Below are 18998 nucleotides of genomic sequence, written 5' to 3' on the forward strand. Positions count from 1 at the left end.
CGGGTCGGATTCAGCTGTGGCCGAGCGTAGCGAGACCGCCACGCAGCGGTGTCCGGAATCCGGCAACCATGTGACACACCTCCGCCCCGCACCGGGGGAACCGGGTGCGGGGCGGGGTGTCGCTCGGCGCGGGGTGGGGGGAGATCAGCAGGCGCCGAGGTCCTTCCAGACACCCCACTCACCCGTGGTGCCCGGGGTCTCGTTCTGCGTCCACCACTGGGCCCTGTACTTGCGGCCGTTGTAGGAGACCTCCTGGCCACCGGTGTAGACGGTGCCCGCGACGTACGCCGGGGTCGAGCCGCAGCCCGTGGTCGGCGGGGTGGTCGGCGGCGTCGTGGGCGGGGTGGTCGGCGGGGTCGTCGGAGGCGTGGTGGGCGGGGTGGTCGGCGGCTGCGTGGTGCCGCCGAGGGAGTCCGAGATCTGGTTCAGCAGCGTGGTGTTGTTGTCCAGGCCGAGCAGGGAGTACATCATCGCTCCGGCCAGGCCGCGCTGCTTGCCGTAGTCGACCCGGGCCTGGATGGACTTCTGGTTCAGGCCGGTGAAGAACTCGCCGTCCTTGTAGAAGTACGAGGCCTTGGCCTGGTCGTCCCAGAAGGTGCTCGCCGGGTTGTCGACGATGCCGCCGAGCTCCTTGTAGTTGGCGATGCCGGCCTGCTGGCTGGTGGGCCGGGCGCCGGAGGCGCCGGTCGCGCTCTGCGCGAGGCCGTTGTTCGCCCCGGCGGGGACGCCCTTCCAGCCGCGGTAGTAGAACTCGTAGCCCAGCGTCAGCTTGTTGGCCGGGAAGCCGCCGGCGATGCCGTAGGCCGGCTTGCCGTCGATCCAGGAGTCGATGGCGTTGTCGATGCTGTACTTCTCGGTGCCCGGGGCGATCGGGTCGGTCGGGTCGTTGGCCCCGGAGTACAGCGGGGACTGGTGGTACGTCGGCCCGTCGCCGTCCCAGGCGCCGTGCATGTCGTACGTCATGATGTTCGCGTAGTCGAGGTACGCGCCGATCTTGTCCGTCTCGATGTACTTGATCTTGTCCTGGCCGGCCGGGAGGGCCGAGGTCAGCAGGTACTTCTTGCCGCCGTTGGCCGCGCCGTACGCGTCGAGCTGCTCGCGGAACTCCTTGAGCAGGAGCGTGAAGTTCTGCTTGTCCTCGGGGGCGTAGTGGTTGCCCAGGTGGCCGCCCGCCGAACCGGGGTACTCCCAGTCGATGTCGATGCCGTCGAAGATGCCGGCCGCGCTGCCCGGGCCGCCGTAGCCGCCCTCGACCGGCAGGTTGCCCTTGATGTACTGGTCGATGCAGGAGGAGACCAGCTTCTTGCGGGAGGCGTCGGTCTTCGCCGCGTCGCTGAAGTACTTCGAGTAGGTCCAGCCGCCGATCGAAATGTTGATCTTCAGGTTCGGGTACTTGGCCTTCAGCTGCTTGAACTGGTTGAAGACGCCGACGATCGGCTGGTCCCACTTGTCGGCGACCCCGCTGACGCTGTCCGCCGCGGCGAAGGACTTCTGGTAGTCGGCGTACGAGTCGCCCGCGCCGTCACCGGCGTTGGGGTTGTTGTCGTCGCCCGCCGCCTTGTTCGCCTCGAAACAGGTCAGGTTCGTCGGGTGGATGTTGCCGAACGAGTAGTTGATGACGTCCAGCTTGCCCGCTATGCCGCGGGTGTCGAGGTGCTTGGGGTAGAAGGCGTTCCCGTACACGCTCCACTGGTCGTAGTACGCGATCTTGACGTTGCCGCCTGCGGCGGCGGCCGAGTCGGCGGCCTGTGCGGTGCCGAGCCCCGCGAAGCCCGCCAGGGCTCCGGCTGCCAGCGCGGCCGTGGCGGCGGCCGCGATGAGGGGTTTACGGATGTGCATGAACTGCCTCCGGGGGGTGGGAGGGGGAAGCAAGAGGTTCGGGTGGGAGAAGTGATAGCGATCACCCGAGGTCCGAGTCAATGGTTTGGACCAAAGAAGGACTAGACCACTCGCCGGGTAAATCCCCTCGTCAGAGCCCTGCGCGCATACGAAAAACCGCTCGCCACCCCGGGTGACGAGCGGTTTAAGGCTGCCTTATGGCCATCTCCGCGCAAGGTTGCGGCAACAGACCAGCCGAGCGGCGTTCCGAGCCGTCAGTCAGCTCGCGGAGCCTCCGCCGGCATCCCGTACGCGTCCGCGACGAGTTCGTAGGAGCGCAACCGGGCCGCCCCGCTGTGGGCGTTGGCGGTCAGCATCAGCTCGTCGGCGCCCGTCCGCTTGGCCAGGTCGTCGAGCCCGGAGCGGACCTCGTCGGGCGTGCCGTGGACGACGTTCGCGAGCCAGCCGTCCACGAACTCCTGCTCCAGCGGGGAGAATCCGTACGCCGCCGCCTCCTCCGGCGTCGGGATCAGCCCGGGCCGGCCGCTGCGCAGCCGCAGCATCGACAGCGCGCCCGTGAGCACCTGGGCGCGGGCCTGCCCGTCGGTGTCGGCGGCGAGCGCCGAGACCCCGATCACGGCGTACGGGGCGTCCAGTACGGCCGAGGGCCGGAAGGCCTGCCGGTAGAGGTCCAGCGCGGGCAGGGTGCCGGCCGCCGAGAAGTGGTGGGCGTACGCGAAGGGCAGGCCGAGCTCGGCGGCGAGCCGGGCGCTGAACCCGGAGGAGCCGAGCAGCCACAGCGGCGGCCGCCCGGCGGGGCCCTGCACGGGACCCGGCACCGCGTGGACGCGGGCGTACGGATGCCCGTCGGGGAAGTCGTCGTCGAGGAAGCGGGTGAGCTCCACGAGCTGCCGGGGGAACTCCTCGGCGGCTTCGTCGAGGCGGCCGCTTCCGCGCAGGGCGGCGGCCGTGCGGCCGTCGGTGCCGGGGGCGCGGCCGAGCCCGAGGTCGATCCGGCCCGGGGCGAGCGCCTCCAGGGTGCCGAACTGCTCCGCGACGGCGAGCGGCGCGTGGTTGGGCAGCATGACACCGCCCGAGCCGAGCCGGATGCGGGAGGTGTGGGCGGCCAGGTGGGCCAGGATCACCGCCGGGGAGGAGCTGGCCACCCCGGGCATGGAGTGGTGCTCGGCGACCCAGTGCCGGTGGTACCCGCGGGACTCGGCGAGACGGGCGATGTCGACGCTCGTACGCAGGGAGTCGTAGGCGGTGCTGCCGCTGCCGACCGTGACGAGGTCGAGCACCGAGAGCGGGACCGGCGCGTGGCCGCGTACCGCGCCCCGGATCGGATCCCGGCGGCCTCCGCGACCCCCGCGATCTTCGCGGCCGTCCCCATCCATAGCCGGACCCGCGTCCCCGGTGTCACTCATAGTCGCTCCCGCCTCGCTCCGCCGTCCGTACGAAGAACTCGAACCATCGGCGGCGCGCGGGCATTCCCGGCATCCTCGGGCAGCGGGCGTGACCTTGGCATATGCCAGAGGAGTAGACGGAGGCAGGAGGGCGTGATCGAGCCATCAATCTCATCAACAGGCGCTCCACGTGGGCCTCTTGATGGCTATCGTGGTAGGGCAAGCGGTAACAACCTGCTAGGGGGAAACCGTGGCGCTGAAGCCCGAGCCGACCGCGCCGTTCCACTCGGTGCAGTACGCCCTGCGCGTACTCGAAACGATCGCCCGCCACACCGGCGGTGTGACCGATGTACAGATCGCCCGTGAGACCGGCCTGCCCGCGGTCCACCTCACCCCCATGCTCCTCATGCTGCGCCGCGAGGGGTACGTACTCCAGGTGTCGGACGGCGCCTACGCCATAGGCGACTCCCTGGTGCTGCTCGGCTCCGGTATAGACCGGCAGCAGGCACTCCAGAACAAGCTCCAGGACACCCTGGACCGGCTCCGGGACTCGGTGGGCGCGGCGGTCTACATCAGCCGGTACGTGGACGGCGAAGTGAAGATCACGCAGTTCGCCGACAGCCCGCGCACCCCGAAGGTGCACGAGTGGGTCGACTTCCGCTCCGCTGCGCACGCCAGCGCGGTCGGCAAGTGCCTGCTGACGCAGCTCGACCAAAACGGGCGCCGCGACCACCTCTCGCGGCACAAGATCGCCCGGCTCACGTCGAAGACGATCGTGAACGAGCGGATCCTCTTCTCCAAACTGGACGCCCAGCCGGCCACGGTCCCGGTGCTTGACCTGCAGGAGTACGCGGTGGGCACCGTCTGCGCCGCGGTACCGATCACGGCCGGGGCCTCGGTGGGCTGCCTGGCCCTGTCGATGCCGGTCGAGCACGCGCACCGGCTGCGGGCCGCGGCGGACGCGCTGAACCGGAAGGCCGCGCCCCTGCTCCTGTCGCTCACGCTCTGAAGTCCGGGCCGCGTGCGCCGGGCGGACGCCCCGGAACGGGCCGGAAAACACTTCGGGCGGTTCCCGGTGAACCGGAAACCGCCCGAAGTACAGGTGCGCCGCCAGGGACTCGAACCCCGGACCCGCTGATTAAGAGTCAGCTGCTCTAACCAACTGAGCTAGCGGCGCCTGACAGAGAAAATACTACCTGGTCCTCAGGGGTGCTCAAAACCAATACCCGGGGAAGCCGCGGACCACCGATCAGCGCTCCAGGAGCTCCCCCCGGCCGTGCGCCGCGTACGCCGCCAGCAGCCCGGCGAGGTCCTCCTGTCCCAGGAGGCGGTAGCCGGAGCCGCCCGGCGGGCACCACCAGACGGGGTCGGGGCAGCGGAAGCCGGAGCGCCGCAGGGCGGCCCGGTGGATCTTGTTGGTCGCCGTCACCGGCATGGACTCCACGATCCGGACGTAGCGCGGGGACATCTTCGTCCCCAGGTCCGGCTGGGCGGCCAGGAACGCGGAGAACGCCTCCGGCGAGAACCCCTCCCCCTCCTCCAGGGCCACCGCCGCCATCACCTGGTCGCCGGCCACCTCGTCCGGCACCGCGTACACGGCGACAGCCGCCGCCGGCGACCAGCGCGCCAGGATGTTCTCGATCACCGCCGCGGCCAGGTTCTCGCTGTCGACCCGCAGCCGGTCGTCCGTACGGCCCGCGAAGTAGAGGAAGCCGTCCGCGTCGCGGAAGAAGAGGTCGCCCGTCCAGTACCAGCCGTCGCGGGTACGCTCGGCCTGCGCCTCGGGGTTGCGCCAGTAGCCCTCGAACAGGCTGCGGCCGCGGTTGACCAGCTCGCCTATCGCCGAGGAGCCGTTGAGGAGCCGGCCCCGCGCGTCCAGGACGGCCGGCGGGCACTCCGCGCCCGTCTCCGGATCGATCACCGCCAGGTCGTCCCCCGGCCCGGCCCGGCCCAGTGCGCCCGGCGGGGTGTCAGGGGTCCGCTGGACGGAGGCGCCGCCCTCGGTGGCCCCGTACCCCTCCACCAGCCGGACCCCGAACCGCTCGGCGAAGCGGGCCGCGTCCACCGCTCCGGCCTCGGTGCCGAAGCCGAGGCGCAGCGAGTGGTCGCGGTCGTCGGGGCGGGGCTCGGTGGCCAGCAGGTACTGGACGGCCCGGCCGACGTAGGTGAAGTACGTCGCCCCGTACGCGCGGACGTCGGCCAGGAACGCGGAGGCCGAGAAGCGGGGGCGCAGCGCCACGGACGCGCCCCCGGCGAGGGCGGGCAGCCAGTCGGCGATGACCGCGTTGCCGTGGAAGAGCGGCATGCAGACGTAGTGGACGTCCTCGGCGGTGACCGAGAACTGCCGGACCAGCGAGTCCGCGGCGGCGGCGAGCCGGCCCTGGCTGCAGAGGGCGGCCTTGGGGGCGCCGGTGGATCCGGAGGTGAAGTAGAGGAGGAAGCGGGAGCCGGGGGCGGGGGCGGCGAGCACCGCTTCGCCCGGCTTCGCGCCCGCGTACGGGGCGAGCAGGGCGGCGTACTCCTCGGAGTCGGTCACGAGGACCCGTACGCCGGGCAGGTCGAGCCCGCGCAGCAGCGGCAGGTGGACGCGCTCGGTGACGAGGATCCGGCAGTCGGTGTGCAGGATGTCGCGCGCCAGCTCCGGACCGCGCCGGGTGGGGTTGATCCCGGCGACGGCGGCCCCGGCGAGGGCCGCCGCGCCGAGCCAGAACGGGAACTCGGGGGTGTTGTCGAGCAGCACCCCGATGTGCGGCTCGAATCCCCGGCCCGCCGGCAGGAGGTCGACGAGCAGCGCGGCGCGCGCGGCGGCCGCCTGGACGGTCCGGTGGCGGCTGACGACGGCGGTGTGCGTGCTGCCGCCGTACATCAGCCCCGGCCGGTGGTCGCCCCATTGGCGCGCTACGAGCTCCGCGACGGTTCCGGGTGTCGTCCGCATGCCGCCGGAGAATAGCTGACGTTCCGTCAGAACTGAACGTCGGAGCAGGAGTAGAAGGCCATGGCGGTGTCGTTGACCGTCCAGACCGCCAGGATCATGTGCCGGCCGGACTTTCCGCTCGGCATGGTGCCCTGGTGGACCGTGGTCATGGGGGGCCGGGCGCCGTTGTAGGCGACGGTGAGGAAGGGCTGGGATTCGAGGGACGCGCGGGTAAGGGGCTTGGTGGGGTCCCAGCCGTTCTTGGTGACGTAGTACCTGAAGTCGGTGGTGGAGTGGTTGGCGGTGAACTGCCACCGGAAGCCGTAGCTCTGCCCGCCGGTCACCTTGGTGGTGGGCCAGGTGCCGCCGCGCGGGTCGTCGAGCTGCGCGAACTCGCTGTGCCCGCCGGAACATATCTGGCCGTCGGCCGGTCCGGCGGCGGGGAAGCCCTTGTAGCCCTCGACGCTCTGCGGCTCCCACTGGATCGGGCCGCAGTCGGAGACGGTCTTGTTAGCGCAGAGCTTCTGGCGGCTGATGGGGGTGTCGGTGTAGCCGTGGCTGCTCGCGGTGGGGGCGGTGAGCAGCGCCAGGCCGGCGATGACGCCGAGGCCGAGCGTGGCGGCGCCGGCTCGTCTGGGCAGGTGAACGGGCATGCGGATGGGACGCATGATGCTCCTTGAACGTGGGGGGAGTCCGATGAGAGCGTGCGCGCAAGCGTGGGGATTTAGGTCTAGACCAAGTACCAGGCTATTGACGGGAGTTGGCCATGTCCAGACCAATGAGGGAACGGGTGGCCCGGCAGGTTCCGGACACCCGTTCCCGATCCGCCGCGTCCCTTGCTCGAGCGTTCGCGTTGTCCGTGCGCCTGCGCCCTCTGCGCACGCGCTCAACGCGTTGACTGACTCGTACCGCACACCGATGGAGCGCCCAGTGAGCCGACCATGCTGACGGTAGGCTGACCGACTGGCGCGTAGCGGGACACCGGCGGCCTCCAGATCCGCCCGCATCGAGCTGCGCATGGCCACCGCGGCGGGCTCGGACGCGGAGTACCGCGAGGAGGGCTTCCGGTGAACCCCACCGCCGCGTGACCCTCGTCCACCGGGACCTTCTCGGAAGACCAGGTCAGTTCGGGTCCTCGGTGGCCCGGAGGCGGCGCAGGGCCAGGATCAGATTGCCGCTGCCGAACGTCGCGAGCGCGGCGACGCCCCCCAGGGCCGCCGCGACACCGGCCCGGTCCAGCACGGCGCCCGCGGCCAGGAAGCCCAGCGGCCCGGCCAGGGTGCTGATCGTGACCACGGCCTGCAACACCTTGGGCCCGAAGCCGTCCGGCAGCCGGGCGGAGAGCAGGCCCATCAGCGGCGCGTTCGCCAGGGGCGCAGCGGCCGATGACAGGCCGATGGCGACGACGAGCGCGCTGGCCGGCACGGGCACCAGGAGCGTCCACAGGGGCAGAGCGACGCAGACCAGGGCCGTACAGGCGAGTCGTACGGGGGCGACCCGTGCCGCCAGCACATAGGCGGCCACCGAGCCCACCAGACCACCGGCGCCATAGGCGGCGATCAGCAGGCCGCCGACCCTGGCGTCCCCCTCGAACCGGGCGAACGCCAGCACCGGCATGGTGATCATCTGGGTTCGCAGCATCAGCCCGAACACCACGGTGGACAGCATCGCCCGGCTCAGGAACCAGTCGCCGCACAGATGCCGCACTCCCGCCCACAGGCCGCGCGGCCCGGCCGCGGACCCTTCGGCCCCGCCACCCCCTGCCGGGACGCGGCGCAGCAGCAGCAACCCGGAGAAGGCGAACGAGGCCGCGTCCAGCCATATCACCGATGTGGTCCCCACCAGCGGGATCAGCGCGCCCGCGAGCGCCGGTCCAACGAACGCCGAGCCGTTCGTCACACCGGCCAGCGCGCTGTTGGCGCGGGCCAGAGAGCGGGCGTGCGGGCTCAGGAGTTCCATCGCCAGCACCCGCTGTGCCGCGTGGTACGGAACGGCCAGCGCCCCGAGCGCCACGACGATCGCCATGAGGACGGCCAGATTGAGCGCGCCCAGGTTCTGCAGCAGCGGGATCAGCGCCACCACCGGAGCGCGGGCGAGATCGGAGATGACCATGGTCCGGCGGGCGCCCAGGCGCTGGATGACCTCTCCGCCCGCGAAGCCGAGCAGCGCCATGGGCAGCACCTGGCCAGCGAAGACCAGGCCCGCCCGGGTGGCCGAGCCGGTGGTCTCCAGCACCAGCCAGGGCAGCGCGAGCATGGTCATCTGGGTGCCCAACGCCGTCACCGCGCCCGCGACATAGACCGCCGTCAGCGCACGGCTCGGCCTGCCACCCGGTGTGCCGTTCGGCGCTCCGGCGGGTGGGACGGGGGCTGTGCCGGGCTGGGTCGCCGCGATCGTCATCGGGTCGCCTCTTTCTCCTCGGTGGGTCCGGGCCATGTGGTCGCCCCCGCACCCTGTCGCCCGCCCACCGTCCGGTGCCAGGGAAGAACCGGCAGTGGTCACTGTCGGTGCCGCTGCGCTTTCTTCCCTGCCGCGCAGCCCGCCCGCCCGGCAGTGTGATGGACGTCGGAGCCCACCACAGCCAAGGCCACCGGCGGCGGAAGCGGACACCAACGAAGGGAGGGACGCGATGAGCGGCGGTATCGGAACGGCGGTGCACGTCCCGTCCTTCGCCGCCGGCGACGGACGGCGAGCGGTCGAGACCCGGTATGTGGACGGTCTCCCGCAGATCGTGGCCTGGGATCTGACGACGGGTCAGCGCCGGCAGGCGACCACCGCACCGCTGGGTGTGGAGACCGCCGCCATCGAGCCGGACGGCCACGGCCTGTGGTGGTTCGACGCCGCCCCCGGCGGTCAAGGCCACTGGCTGCGCGGGCCGTTCGAGGGCGGGCACCCGCGCCCGGCGCTCGACGGCGTACCCGCCGGGCGGATGCACGGCCTGGCCTTCGACCCCCGCAGCGGCCTCGCCGCCATCGGCGTCGGGGTCGAGGACCGCTCGCGGTACTACCTCGGCCGACCGGGCGAGCGCGCCCGCCTGGTGGCCGAGGAGCCCGGCTATGCGGCAGTGGTGGGCCTGGCCCCCGGCGGCCGGCTGCTGGCCACCGCGGGGTACCCGGCCGGACCGGCCGCGGTCCGGCTGTGGTCACCGGCCTCCGGCGTCCTCGTGGACGCCATCCCCGGCGCAGCGGGGGACGGCGACGGCGGCGCGGTGTGGGCGCTGGGCTTCCGCCCGGACCACACCACCGCACGGCCGGAACTGCTGCTCGTCCTCGAACGCGCGGGCCGCTACACCCTGGCTTTCTGGCGGCAGGGCGAGGGGATCCGTACGCATGGTCCCGGCTCCGCCCTCGACTTCGATACGGAGATCACCGCCTGCTGGTACGGGCCCGGCCGCACGGCGCTGGTCCAGCAGGACCGGGCGGGACGCAGTCGCCTGCTCCGCGCCGACCTCGACCGCGGTACGACGACGGTGCTTCCTACGCCCGAGGGCACGATCATCGACTTCTCCTGCGCACCCGACCGCACGGTCCACTGCCTGTGGAGCCGCGACGGCGAACCGCCCCGGCCACTGATCTGCCACCCGCAAAGCCCGAAAAGTGCGGAAAGTGCGGAGCACCCGGAACCCCCGGAACATCCCGACAACTCCGGCCACTCCGGCCACTCCGGCCGCTCCACGACGGCGTCACGCGGCACGGCGCCCGGCGGAACGACCGGACCCAGGCGTCGCGAGCTGTGGACACGTCGGCCGTACGGGCAGATCCACAGCTTCGTGGCCACCCCGCCCGGCCGCAGGGCGGGCCACCGCCCCTGGCCGACGGTCTTCCTCGTTCACGGCGGGCCCCACACCCACGACCGGGACGCCTATGACGGCCGGACCGAGGCCCTGGTCCGGGCCGGATTCGCCGTGGTGCGCACCAACTACCGCGGCTCGACGGGCTACGGCCCCCGTTGGCGGGACGACTTCGGCCACCGGGTCGGCCTCGCCCAGCTCGAAGACCTCGCCGCGGTGCGCGGCCACCTCATCGACGCGGGAGTCGCGGAGCCCGGCCGTACCGGCCTGTGCGGCTACTCCTGGGGCGGCTACCTGACGCTGCTGGCGATGGGCGTCCAGCCCCGGCTTTGGGACGTGGGGCTGGCCGTCGCCCCGGTGGCCGACTACACGGCGGCGTACCGGGCGACGACGCCGGCGCTGCGGGAGGTCGACGACCGCCTCTTCGGCGGCACCCCCGAGCAGGTGCCACACCGCTATCGCGCGGCCTGCCCGATGACCTATGTGGGCCGCGTACGCGGCCCGCTCTTCCTCGCCGCCTCGGCGGACGACGAGAAGTGCCCTCCGGAACAGATCGAACGCTACCTCGCCGCGCTGCGGCGCCACGACGTCCCGCATCGCGTCCGGTGGCTCGGCGGCGGACACGACCTGGGCCGAGACCCGGCCGGATACGCCGCCGCCTGGTCCGCCATGGTGCGCTACGCCGACGACACGCTGCGCACCTCCCCCAGAACCGCCGACCACCGCAACAGCGGACGGACCGGCTCGCACCACCCCGTCCACCACACCGAAGAAACCGAAGAAAGGTCAACCCCATGAAGCGTCACGGACTGCGCGTCGACCCCATCAGCGCCACCGAGCGGGAGCGCGGGCTCATCATTCATCCGGACACCCAGGCCGCCCTGGACAAGGCGGTCCCGGTCCGGCCGAACGACCCGGCGCCGGCCTGCACCACCCGCACGAAGAAGGACACGGAGAAGAAGTCGCCTCTGCAGTGAGCCCAAGCAGCGCCGTAGCGGGGTGCCACGCACGGCACCCCGCCGCGGCGCCGGCCGTGCCGGTGAGGACAGGAGAACATCATGACCACAGCTACGGCAGCACCCCGGACGAACAGTCCCCGGCCGCAGAAGCACCGGCCGGACAAGCCCGCGACGACGGAACCGCGCCAGAACCCGCCGACGTTCCTCAGCGACCCGTACCCGACCCTGGCCAGGATGCGGCAATCGGCCCCGGTCTCCGTGCTGCACAGCGACGGCGGCCTGCGGCTGTGGATCATCCCGCGCTACGCCGATGTCCGGGCCGCGCTCTCCGACCGCCGCTTCGCGCAGGATGTGCGGCGCGCCCAGGCCCTGGCCGACAGCCGGGTCGAGGGCGTCAACCTGGGCGCCGATATCACCCATATGCTCAGCAGCGATCCGCCCGACCACACCCGCCTCCGCCGCGTGGTCCAGGCGGCGTTCAGCCGCAAGCGGGTCGAGGCGATGCGGCCGATGGTCGAGCGCATCACCCTCGAACTCCTCGACGGGCTGGACGCGGCAGCCGCGCGCCACACGACCCGCACCACCACCGCCACGCTGGACTTGGTACGTGACTTCGCCTTCCCGCTGCCGATCCTCGTCGTCTGCGAACTGCTCGGCTTCCCGCCAGAGGACCGCGACCTCTACCGGGAGTGGTCGACCGCCATCGTCACCCAGGAGGGCGACCACGCGGCGTTCCGGCGAGCCGTCCAGGAGATGGGCGCGTACGTCCTGGCCATCGCCGACCGGCGTATCCGCCGCAATGACCGTCCCGCCGATCTGCTCACCGAGTTGATGGCGGCCCGCGAGCGCGGGGAGCTGACGGACGACGAGATCGTGGGCATGGTCGCCCTGCTGCTGATCGGCGGGCACGAGACCACCGTGAACCTGCTGAGCACCTCCTGCCTCGCGCTGCTGCGCGATCCCGGCCAGGCCGCCTGGCTGCGCGCCGATCCCACCCGGATGCCCATGGCCGTCGAGGAGTTCCTGCGCTACGACTCCCCCATCTGCATGGCCACCACCCGCTTCACCACCGAGCCGGTGGACGTCGGCGGGGTGGAGATCCCGCAGGACGAGTTCGTGCTGCTGTCCCTCGGCGCGGCCAACCGCGACCCGGCGCGCTTCCAGGACCCCGACCGCCTCATCCTCGACCGCCGGGACGCCGGCCATCTCGCCTTCGGCGGTGGCATCCACCGCTGCCTCGGGGCCCTGCTCGGCAAGCTGGAGACCGAGATCGCGCTCACCGCGCTCCTCGCCCGCTTCCCCGGAACGACCCTGGCCTGCCAGGAGCGCGAATTGCGCTGGCGCAACACGATGATGCTGCGCGGCTTGGAGGCGCTGCCCGTCACCCTGCGCCGCTGACCCCCGCCCTGACCCTGCCGCCCGCTTGCCGGGGTGGGGCGGGGCACGGTCTCCCGCGTCGTCAACAACGCGACCGGTGTCAAGGGGTCGACCCGGCGTGCCGTTGCAGCAGGCCCTCGCCGAGCTGGGCTACGTGCCCAACCTGGCGGCCCGTTCACTGGCGGGGCGGCGCGCGGACGCCGTGGCGCTGGCGATCACCGAGAAGGGCTGGCGCAAGTTCGGGGAGCCGTTCTTCTCGGAGGTGGTGCCCGCGGTCGGCGAGGCGCTGGCGGACACCGCGGTACAGCTGCTGCTCACCCTGGTCCGCTCGGACGCCGAGCGGACCAGGTTCGTCGAGTACGCGCGGTAGAACACCCAGTGACCTGGGAGATCCACGTCCACCGGTGCGCAGAATGCTCCTACTCCGGACGCCCGGTGTAGAAGGCGACCGTGAGGTCCTTCACGAGGGCCTTGCGCTCGTAGTCGTCGAGCTCGACGAGCCCGCGCGCGGTCAGCCGGTGGACGGTGTCGTCGACCGCGTCCACGACCGAGGTCAGCACCGTGTCCCGGTGCTTGGCGTCGATCGCCGCGACCCGGCGCCGCCGCATGGCCTCGGCGACTTCCGGGGCGTACTCGATCCGGGTCGGCTGGGCCGAATACACCTCGATCCCGACCGCCTCGGTCTCGGTCGCCAGCATCCGGGTCAGCGCGTCGCCGACGGCCTCGGAGTCGCGCAGCGTCGGGGCGTCCTCGTGGAAGGCGTCGGCGGGCAGCTGGGACAGGACCCGGGCCATCGCCGATTCGACCTGCTCGGCGAGGTACTCGGTGTGGTCCTCGACGGCGAGGGTGGCCCGGGCCGTGTCCTTGACCTGCCAAACGACCTGCACGACGACCCGCAGGGCCAGGCCGCCGGAGTCCACGGCGGGCATGGGCTCGCTGCGCCAGTGCCGCAGCCGGACGTCGACGCGGCGGCGGAGCAGGAGGGGGCTGACCCAGGTGAGACCCGTGCGGCGTACCGTGCCGCGGTAGCGGCCGAAGAGGGTCAGCACCCACGCATGGCCGGCCTTGGCGCGGCCGAGTCCGCCGAGCGCGAGCAGCGCGACGATGCCGAGGAAGGCGAGCGGGGGCCAGTGGGTGGCGCGGAGCCCCTGGTAGGCGCGGGGGGTCGCGCCGAAGGCGGCCACGAACGCGGCGGGGACGGCCCCGGCCCGCCAGAGCACCGCCAGGCAGCCGGTGAGCGCGAGGCCGCCGACTCCGACCCCGACCCAGCCGGGCAGTACGGGCCCGCGGTGCTCCCGCAGCCGCTCGTCCCCGTGCGGCACCCGCCGCCCGGGCGCGGGCCGCGCCGCGCCGCTCCGGGCGGCGGGGGCCGGTTCCCGGGCGGGCGCCGGGGCCGGTGCCGCGAGCGGGCGGGACTCCGCGGGGAACGGGAGGTGCACGGGCACCTCGGTGACGGCGGCCCCGCGCGCGGCCCCGACCCGCGGCAGATCCTCCGGGTCCCCCTCCGCCATCCCCCGCGCCACGGCCAGGGCGACGATGTCCCCCACGGCGGGCCCGGGCACTCCGCCGCCCGGGCCCTCCTCCGGGTCCACCTCGGCCTGGGGCTGCGGAACGTACGGGACGTGCGCCGCGGTCCCGGCCTCCGGTCCGCCCTCGGGGACGGTGGGCGGCCACGGCTCGCCGTACCGCTGCGCGGGGCGGTCGGCCCCCGCCTCGGAACCGGCGGCCGGCCAGACCTGGGGCCGGGTACGCGCTTCACCCAGGGGGACGGCGGGCGGCCACGGCTCGCCGCGCGCGGGCGCGGAACCGTCCCCGCCCGGCTCCGCCGCGGGGCCGGCCGGGGGCCAGACCTGGGCGTGCGGGGGCGGGGGTTCGGCAACGGCAGAGCCGTCGAGGCTCCGCAGGCGCAGGGTGGACACCCCCGAGTGTGCCGCCGGGGCCGGTACGGAGACCGGCGGATCGGGTTCCAGGCCGTACTCGCCGCGGTCGCCGGCCCCGGCCAGCGCGTGCACCGGCTCGGGCTCGACCCGGATCCGCGCCGCCGGGACCTCGCTCAGGGCGCAGTCCGCCGCCGGCCGCCCGTGCGGGAGGGCGACGCCGCCCGGCCCGGCCACCATCGCGGCGGGGACCCCGGCCACCCAGGCCGGGCCTGCCGGGTCCGCGACGTCCGCGTCATCCGCGCCCGGATCCGCGGTCGTCGACGCGGTCGGCCGGGCCGGTCCGGCGAGCCCGGCGGCCTCGGCCGCCGCCCCGGGCTCCGGCTCCGCCGGAGGCTCGGACTCGGAACGGGCCGGGATCACGGCCGCGGCGGCGGCCGGCTCCGGAGCCGGCCCGGCCGCCGGCGGGGCCGGGACCGCGGCGGGTACGGGGAGTACGGCGGGTGGAGCGGGAACGACGGCCGCAGAGAGAACGACGGCCGCGGAGGGGGCGACCCCTGCAGCGGGGGCAGCGGCTGCGGAGGGTACGACGGCCGCGGTGGCGGGTGCGGGCGGTGTCGGTTGCGGTTGCGGTTGCGGGCGCAGGGCCGGGGCGTCGCCGGTTGCTCGCACCGCCGGGGCTTGCGGGGGCGCGGGCGGTACCCGGAAGGTGCCCGTCGTCGAAGTGGTGCGCGTGGGGAACATCGTTGCCTCCGTCATGCGAACAGCCGGCGCCAGGTTTCCGGGCCCGGGTAGCCGTCGGCCGCGGCTCCGCGCCAGCCCTGGGCGCGTTGGAATGCCTCGACACTGCGACGGTCGGCCTCGCTCCAGCGGGGCCCGGTGCCGGACGTGTAGTTCTTGCCGAAGCCCTTCTTCACCAGCTGGCGGCCAAGGGCGGTGATGAACGGGTTCGAGGACCCCGGGCGGAACACCGACAGCCCCGGATAGCCCGGCACCCCGGCCGGGCTGCCGGGCGTCCCGGCAGCGCCCGGCGCGCCGGCGTGCCCCGGCCTGGGGGGAGCGCCCGGGGCGCCCTCCACCGTGGGGCGGATGTCGTTGCCCTTGTGCTCGACCAGCAGTTGCCAGGTGTGCGCGCCCGGGATGCCGTCGGCGTCCGTGCCCGTCCAGCCCTGCGCGGTCTGGAAGGCCTGCGTGGCCAGCCGGTCGGCGTCGCTCCACGCCGTGCTCGCGCCCTTCGGGTAGAAACGCCGTCCGCCCCGCTCGATCAGCATCCGGCCGAGCTGGGCGACGTACTCGTTGTTCGCTCCCGGACCGAACTGCGTGGCGCCCGGGAAGGCCGTCGGAACCGCCGGCTTCGGATCGGTCGACGCCGGGTCCTCGGCGAGGCCGGGCGTCACCCCGTTGAACCGGTAGGGGACGTACTTCGTCGCGTTGTTCCAGTAGCCGTACGGCGTGGCCCCCGTGCGCGTGTTCGGGCGGGTCTGCTCGTAGGCGACGTAGTGCGTGCGCGTCTCGTCGACCCACCCCCCGAAGAGCACCACGTGCGAGCCGTTGGTCGGGTCCGACGGGTTGTGGAAGAGGAGCATGTCCCCCGGCAGCAGCTCCTCCTTGGTGATCTTGGTGGCGAATTTGTCGAGGCTGCCGGTCCACTCGTTCGTACCAAGGTTCCAGGCCATCGAGACGTAGCCGGAGCAGTCCTGCCGGTAGCCGTCCGACCAGTACGTGGACATGCTGTACGGGACCTTCGCGTCCAGCCACACCTTCGCCCGCGTGATGATCGACGCCCGGTCGATCCGCCTGACGGCCGACGGCGCACCCGGAGCACCCGCCGGCTTCGCCGGGGCCGGGCGCCCGTGCAGCGGGGACCGGCCGCCCTGCGGGGAGCCGGGGGTGTCGAGGGAGACCGGCCCCGGGCCGGGGACCGGGGTGGCCGCCGCCAGGGCCGCCGATCCGCCACCGCCGAGGACCACGCCCGCCGCGGTGGCGAGCACCAGCGCCCGGCGGGCGCCGCGGGCGGCCGGGTGGCCACCGTCCCGGAGCGGTATGGCCCGCGCGCGGGCGAGGGCACGGCGGCGCTGCGCGCAGCCCGCGCAGACGCAGTCGCCTGCGGGCTCGTACTCCTCGAAAGCGGGCACCGGCATCGGCACCGACATCGCTGCCGGCTCCGTCGGCGCAGGCATCTGCACATGCATCGGAGGCTGGATCGTCATGCGGTTCCGTCCACTCCCCTGCTCGTCGCTGGTCAGGCGGGCTCCGAATCTGTCGGGGCATCAGATTCGGTTCAGCCCAGACATATCGTGCACGATAAACCCCTTAAACATGGGTTAATCGGACAAGGCGGGCGCGGCTGGTCACGAGCACCGCCGGAGGTGGGGTAGAGTTTTCTCTGTCAGCAGGCGCCGCTAGCTCAGTTGGTTAGAGCAGCTGACTCTTAATCAGCGGGTCCGGGGTTCGAGTCCCTGGCGGCGCACAGACGGAAGAAGGCCCCCACGCGAGTGGGGGCCTTCTTCGTTTCCCGTCACACCGGCGCGCCGGGCCGCACCCTCCCCGTCAGGTAGGCCGACACGACCACGTTCGCCGTGTACTCCTTGGCCGCCTTGTCGTACGTGCCCCCGCAGGTCACCAGGCGCAGCTCCGCCCGGCCCCTGATCCGCGGGCCGTACGCCCGGTGCGCGTCGAAGCGCGCCCGCTCGTACACCCGTACGTCCTCGATCGTGAACTCGGCGACCGACCCGTCCGTCCGGACCACCCGCACCGCGTCGCCCGGCCGCGCGGTGCTCAGGCCGTAGAACACCGCCGGTTTCGACGCCGTGTCCACGTGTCCGACCAGCAGCGCGGCCCCGGCCTCGCCCGGCTTGACCCCGCCGCCCCACCAGCCCACGGTCCCCGGGCGGTCGTACGGCGGCGGCTCGATCGCGCCCTGGGCGTCGAGGCCCCGGGAGACCACCGGCGCCTGGATGCCCATCGACGGTACGTCGACCCGCGCGGGGAGGGACGCCGCCAGCGGGGTGTGCGCCGCGGGCAGCCCCGGTACGGGCAGCGCCGACCCGCCGGCCAGCCCCGACGGGGGACCCGGCGGGACGCCGGTGATCTCCCGGCCCCACAGCCACAGGCCGAGCACCAGCACGGACCACGCGGCGAAGGTCAGCAGCCGCCCGCCGCCGGAGGACCTCGGCTCCCCCGGGCCCGTCACCGCCGCGTCCTCACTCGCCGCTGCGGCGCCGGCGCAGGGTCAGCGCCCGGAACGCGACGGCGAGCGTGGCCGTAGCGGCCAGCACGGCGCCGATCACGGTGTGCGGGAGGCCGGGCCCCTCGCCCCCGTGGTTCTTCCTGGCGGCCGCGGCCTGGTCCCGAGCCGCCTCGGCCGCCCGCACCGCCCGGTCCGTCGCCGCGAGCTCGGCGGACATCCCGCCGCCGCCCGCGTGGACGGGCCAGACGGGCGTCTGGTGGGGGTTCGGCCGGTCGTGGTCCCGCTCCTGCTCGCGGCCGTCGCGGCGGCGGACCACTTCGACGGTGCCGCGGACGCGGTCCTCGCCCCCGTCGCACTTCACCTTGACGACGTGCCAGCCGGGCTGGGCCGTCGAGCTGATCATCGCGTCACCCGAGAGCGACTTGTCCCCGTCGCGGCCGGAGGACAGGTGGACCTCCGAAACGAACACGGCTGATGTGGCCGTCGCCCATTTGTCCTCACAGCCGTGGACGCGCAGCTTGACCTGCGCCCCCGGTTCGGCCTGGCGCGGATCGACCGAGACGCTGCCGCTTTTCTCCTCGCCGGCCGCCAGGGCGGCGGGCGAGGACACGGCGGTGAGAGCCGTCAGGGCGACGGCCACCCCGGTGACACGGAGAGCGAACAGAGCACTGCGCATGGTGAACCTCCTCAACAAGGAGATTCACGCGCGGCGCACCGCTCCGCATCCGGAGCGCCGCGCGCTTGACCCGTTCGGATCAGACGAGATCGACCAGGTCGGCGATCGAGTCGACGGTCTTGGTCGGCCGGTACGGGAACTTCTCGGTGTCCGCGGCGGAGGTCAGCCCGGTCAGCACGAGGAAGGTCTGCATCCCGGCCTCCAGCCCGGCCAGGACGTCGGTGTCCATCCGGTCGCCGATCATCGCGCTGCTCTCGGAGTGCGCGCCGATGGCGTTCAGGCCGGTCCGCATCATCAGCGGGTTGGGCTTGCCGGCGAAGTACGGCTGCTTGCCGGTCGCCTTGGTGATCAGCGCGGCGACGGCGCCGGTGGCGGGCAGCGGGCCCTCGGTGGAGGGGCCGGTCTCGTCGGGGTTGGTGCAGATGAAGCGGGCGCCCGCGTTGATCAGGCGGACCGCCTTCGTCATCGCCTCGAAGCTGTACGTGCGGGTCTCGCCGAGGACCACGTAGTCGGGCTCGTGGTCGGTCAGGATGTAGCCGATGTCGTGCAGGGCGGTGGTCAGTCCGGCCTCGCCGATGACGTACGCGGTGCCGCCCGGGCGCTGGTCGTCGAGGAACTTCGCGGTGGCGAGCGCCGAGGTCCAGATGTTCTCGACGGGGACGTGCAGGCCCATGCGGGCGAGGCGGGCCTGGAGGTCGCGCGGGGTGTAGATCGAGTTGTTCGTCAGGACCAGGAAGGGCTTGCCGGAGTCGCGCAGCCGCTTGATGAAGGCATCGGCGCCGGGGATCGGGGTGCCTTCGTGGATCAGGACCCCGTCCATGTCGGTGAGCCAGGATTCGATCGGCTTGCGCTCTGCCACTGGATTGTTCTCCGCTCTCGGTGGCCGTACCTCTGACCTGTGACCGCCGACCTTTGGCCTGTGGTCTCTACCACCCTATCGGGGCCGGGCCGTGGACGCCGAGAGCGTCCACGGCCCGGACTGCCGGCTGGT

Annotated in this window: 14 protein-coding genes, 2 tRNA genes and 1 pseudogene; 6 read left to right on the forward strand and 11 right to left on the reverse strand. The window is 73.0% G+C overall.

Annotated elements, in window-relative coordinates:
- Positions 1–144 precede the first annotated feature (144 nt).
- Positions 145–1839, reverse strand: coding sequence for a glycosyl hydrolase family 18 protein (locus ACIBAD_RS10375; RefSeq protein WP_398905754.1), 1695 nt, complete (start codon positions 1837–1839; stop codon positions 145–147).
- Between the two features lie 254 nt (positions 1840–2093).
- Positions 2094–3215, reverse strand: coding sequence for an LLM class flavin-dependent oxidoreductase (locus tag ACIBAD_RS10380; protein ID WP_398905936.1), 1122 nt, complete (start codon positions 3213–3215; stop codon positions 2094–2096).
- A 259-nt stretch (positions 3216–3474) separates the two neighbouring features.
- On the opposite strand from ACIBAD_RS10380, the gene ACIBAD_RS10385 reads away from it, so the two are divergent.
- On the forward strand, positions 3475–4233 hold the full coding sequence (locus ACIBAD_RS10385; RefSeq protein ID WP_134075607.1) for an IclR family transcriptional regulator C-terminal domain-containing protein: 759 nt from the start codon (positions 3475–3477) through the stop codon (positions 4231–4233).
- A 94-nt stretch (positions 4234–4327) separates the two neighbouring features.
- Here ACIBAD_RS10385 and ACIBAD_RS10390 read toward each other — a convergent pair.
- The 4 genes from ACIBAD_RS10390 to ACIBAD_RS10405 all read right to left on the reverse strand — a co-directional run bounded on the left by ACIBAD_RS10390 (position 4328) and on the right by ACIBAD_RS10405 (position 8538).
- Positions 4328–4401 (reverse strand) — tRNA-Lys (locus ACIBAD_RS10390).
- A 72-nt stretch (positions 4402–4473) separates the two neighbouring features.
- Entirely contained in the window at positions 4474–6159 is a 1686-nt protein-coding gene (locus tag ACIBAD_RS10395) for an AMP-binding protein (RefSeq protein ID WP_398905757.1), read from the reverse strand.
- A gap of 26 nt (positions 6160–6185) precedes the next feature.
- A complete protein-coding gene (locus ACIBAD_RS10400) occupies positions 6186–6791 on the reverse strand; it encodes a lytic polysaccharide monooxygenase (protein ID WP_398905938.1) in 606 nt (201 codons plus the stop codon).
- A gap of 469 nt (positions 6792–7260) precedes the next feature.
- Positions 7261–8538 carry an MFS transporter gene (locus ACIBAD_RS10405; protein ID WP_398905759.1) on the reverse strand — a complete coding sequence of 426 codons (1278 nt, stop codon included), beginning with the start codon at positions 8536–8538 and terminating at the stop codon, positions 7261–7263.
- Between the two features lie 229 nt (positions 8539–8767).
- On the opposite strand from ACIBAD_RS10405, the gene ACIBAD_RS10410 reads away from it, so the two are divergent.
- From ACIBAD_RS10410 to ACIBAD_RS10425, 4 genes and pseudogenes are all read left to right on the forward strand, one after another.
- On the forward strand, positions 8768–10726 hold the full coding sequence (locus ACIBAD_RS10410; RefSeq protein WP_398905761.1) for a prolyl oligopeptidase family serine peptidase: 1959 nt from the start codon (positions 8768–8770) through the stop codon (positions 10724–10726).
- Positions 10723–10905: a hypothetical protein gene (locus ACIBAD_RS10415; protein ID WP_030873678.1), complete on the forward strand. Its 183-nt coding sequence runs from the start codon at positions 10723–10725 to the stop codon at positions 10903–10905. The genes ACIBAD_RS10410 and ACIBAD_RS10415 overlap by 4 nt, the downstream gene beginning before the upstream one ends.
- An 81-nt stretch (positions 10906–10986) precedes the next feature.
- The gene (locus ACIBAD_RS10420; protein ID WP_398905763.1) at positions 10987–12285 is read left to right on the forward strand and encodes a cytochrome P450; all 1299 of its coding nucleotides are present in this window, start codon (positions 10987–10989) and stop codon (positions 12283–12285) included.
- A gap of 33 nt (positions 12286–12318) precedes the next feature.
- A pseudogene (locus ACIBAD_RS10425) lies at positions 12319–12631 on the forward strand (LacI family DNA-binding transcriptional regulator); the annotation flags it as partial.
- A 52-nt stretch (positions 12632–12683) separates the two neighbouring features.
- On the opposite strand, the gene ACIBAD_RS10430 reads toward ACIBAD_RS10425, so the two are convergent.
- Both ACIBAD_RS10430 and ACIBAD_RS10435 read right to left on the reverse strand, forming a co-directional pair.
- Positions 12684–14885 (reverse strand): SPFH domain-containing protein, encoded by a 2202-nt coding sequence (locus tag ACIBAD_RS10430; protein WP_398905765.1) that lies wholly within the window; start codon positions 14883–14885, stop codon positions 12684–12686.
- Positions 14886–14896: 11 nt separating this feature from the next.
- Complete coding sequence (locus ACIBAD_RS10435) at positions 14897–16282, reverse strand: peptidoglycan-binding protein (RefSeq protein WP_134075917.1); 1386 nt, start codon at positions 16280–16282, stop codon at positions 14897–14899.
- A gap of 255 nt (positions 16283–16537) precedes the next feature.
- Here ACIBAD_RS10435 and ACIBAD_RS10440 point away from each other — a divergent pair.
- Positions 16538–16611: transfer RNA gene (locus ACIBAD_RS10440), tRNA-Lys, on the forward strand.
- A 48-nt stretch (positions 16612–16659) separates the two neighbouring features.
- On the opposite strand, the gene ACIBAD_RS10445 is transcribed toward ACIBAD_RS10440, so the two are convergent.
- From ACIBAD_RS10445 to ACIBAD_RS10455, 3 genes are all read right to left on the reverse strand, one after another.
- Positions 16660–17334, reverse strand: coding sequence for a class F sortase (locus ACIBAD_RS10445; RefSeq protein WP_134075610.1), 675 nt, complete (start codon positions 17332–17334; stop codon positions 16660–16662).
- 10 nt (positions 17335–17344) lie between these two features.
- Positions 17345–18007, reverse strand: coding sequence for a hypothetical protein (locus tag ACIBAD_RS10450; protein ID WP_398905768.1), 663 nt, complete (start codon positions 18005–18007; stop codon positions 17345–17347).
- 79 nt (positions 18008–18086) lie between these two features.
- On the reverse strand, positions 18087–18866 hold the full coding sequence (locus ACIBAD_RS10455; protein WP_134075612.1) for an HAD-IIA family hydrolase: 780 nt from the start codon (positions 18864–18866) through the stop codon (positions 18087–18089).
- Positions 18867–18998 lie beyond the last annotated feature (132 nt).

It is taken from the genome of Streptomyces sp. NPDC051109, from assembly GCF_044455885.1.
GTDB lineage: Bacteria > Actinomycetota > Actinomycetes > Streptomycetales > Streptomycetaceae > Streptomyces.

Coding starts and splice junctions, on each gene's coding strand:
- ACIBAD_RS10375 (WP_398905754.1), bottom strand. CDS start 1,839: ATGCACATCCGTAAACCCCTCATCGCGGCCGCCGCCACGGCCGCGCTG.
- ACIBAD_RS10430 (WP_398905765.1), bottom strand. CDS start 14,885: ATGTTCCCCACGCGCACCACTTCGACGACGGGCACCTTCCGGGTACCG.
- ACIBAD_RS10405 (WP_398905759.1), bottom strand. CDS start 8,538: ATGACGATCGCGGCGACCCAGCCCGGCACAGCCCCCGTCCCACCCGCC.
- ACIBAD_RS10395 (WP_398905757.1), bottom strand. CDS start 6,159: ATGCGGACGACACCCGGAACCGTCGCGGAGCTCGTAGCGCGCCAATGG.
- ACIBAD_RS10400 (WP_398905938.1), bottom strand. CDS start 6,791: ATGCCCGTTCACCTGCCCAGACGAGCCGGCGCCGCCACGCTCGGCCTC.
- ACIBAD_RS10410 (WP_398905761.1), top strand. CDS start 8,768: ATGAGCGGCGGTATCGGAACGGCGGTGCACGTCCCGTCCTTCGCCGCC.
- ACIBAD_RS10380 (WP_398905936.1), bottom strand. CDS start 3,215: ATGGATGGGGACGGCCGCGAAGATCGCGGGGGTCGCGGAGGCCGCCGG.
- ACIBAD_RS10420 (WP_398905763.1), top strand. CDS start 10,987: ATGACCACAGCTACGGCAGCACCCCGGACGAACAGTCCCCGGCCGCAG.
- ACIBAD_RS10435 (WP_134075917.1), bottom strand. CDS start 16,282: ATGCCGGTGCCCGCTTTCGAGGAGTACGAGCCCGCAGGCGACTGCGTC.
- ACIBAD_RS10415 (WP_030873678.1), top strand. CDS start 10,723: ATGAAGCGTCACGGACTGCGCGTCGACCCCATCAGCGCCACCGAGCGG.
- ACIBAD_RS10450 (WP_398905768.1), bottom strand. CDS start 18,007: ATGCGCAGTGCTCTGTTCGCTCTCCGTGTCACCGGGGTGGCCGTCGCC.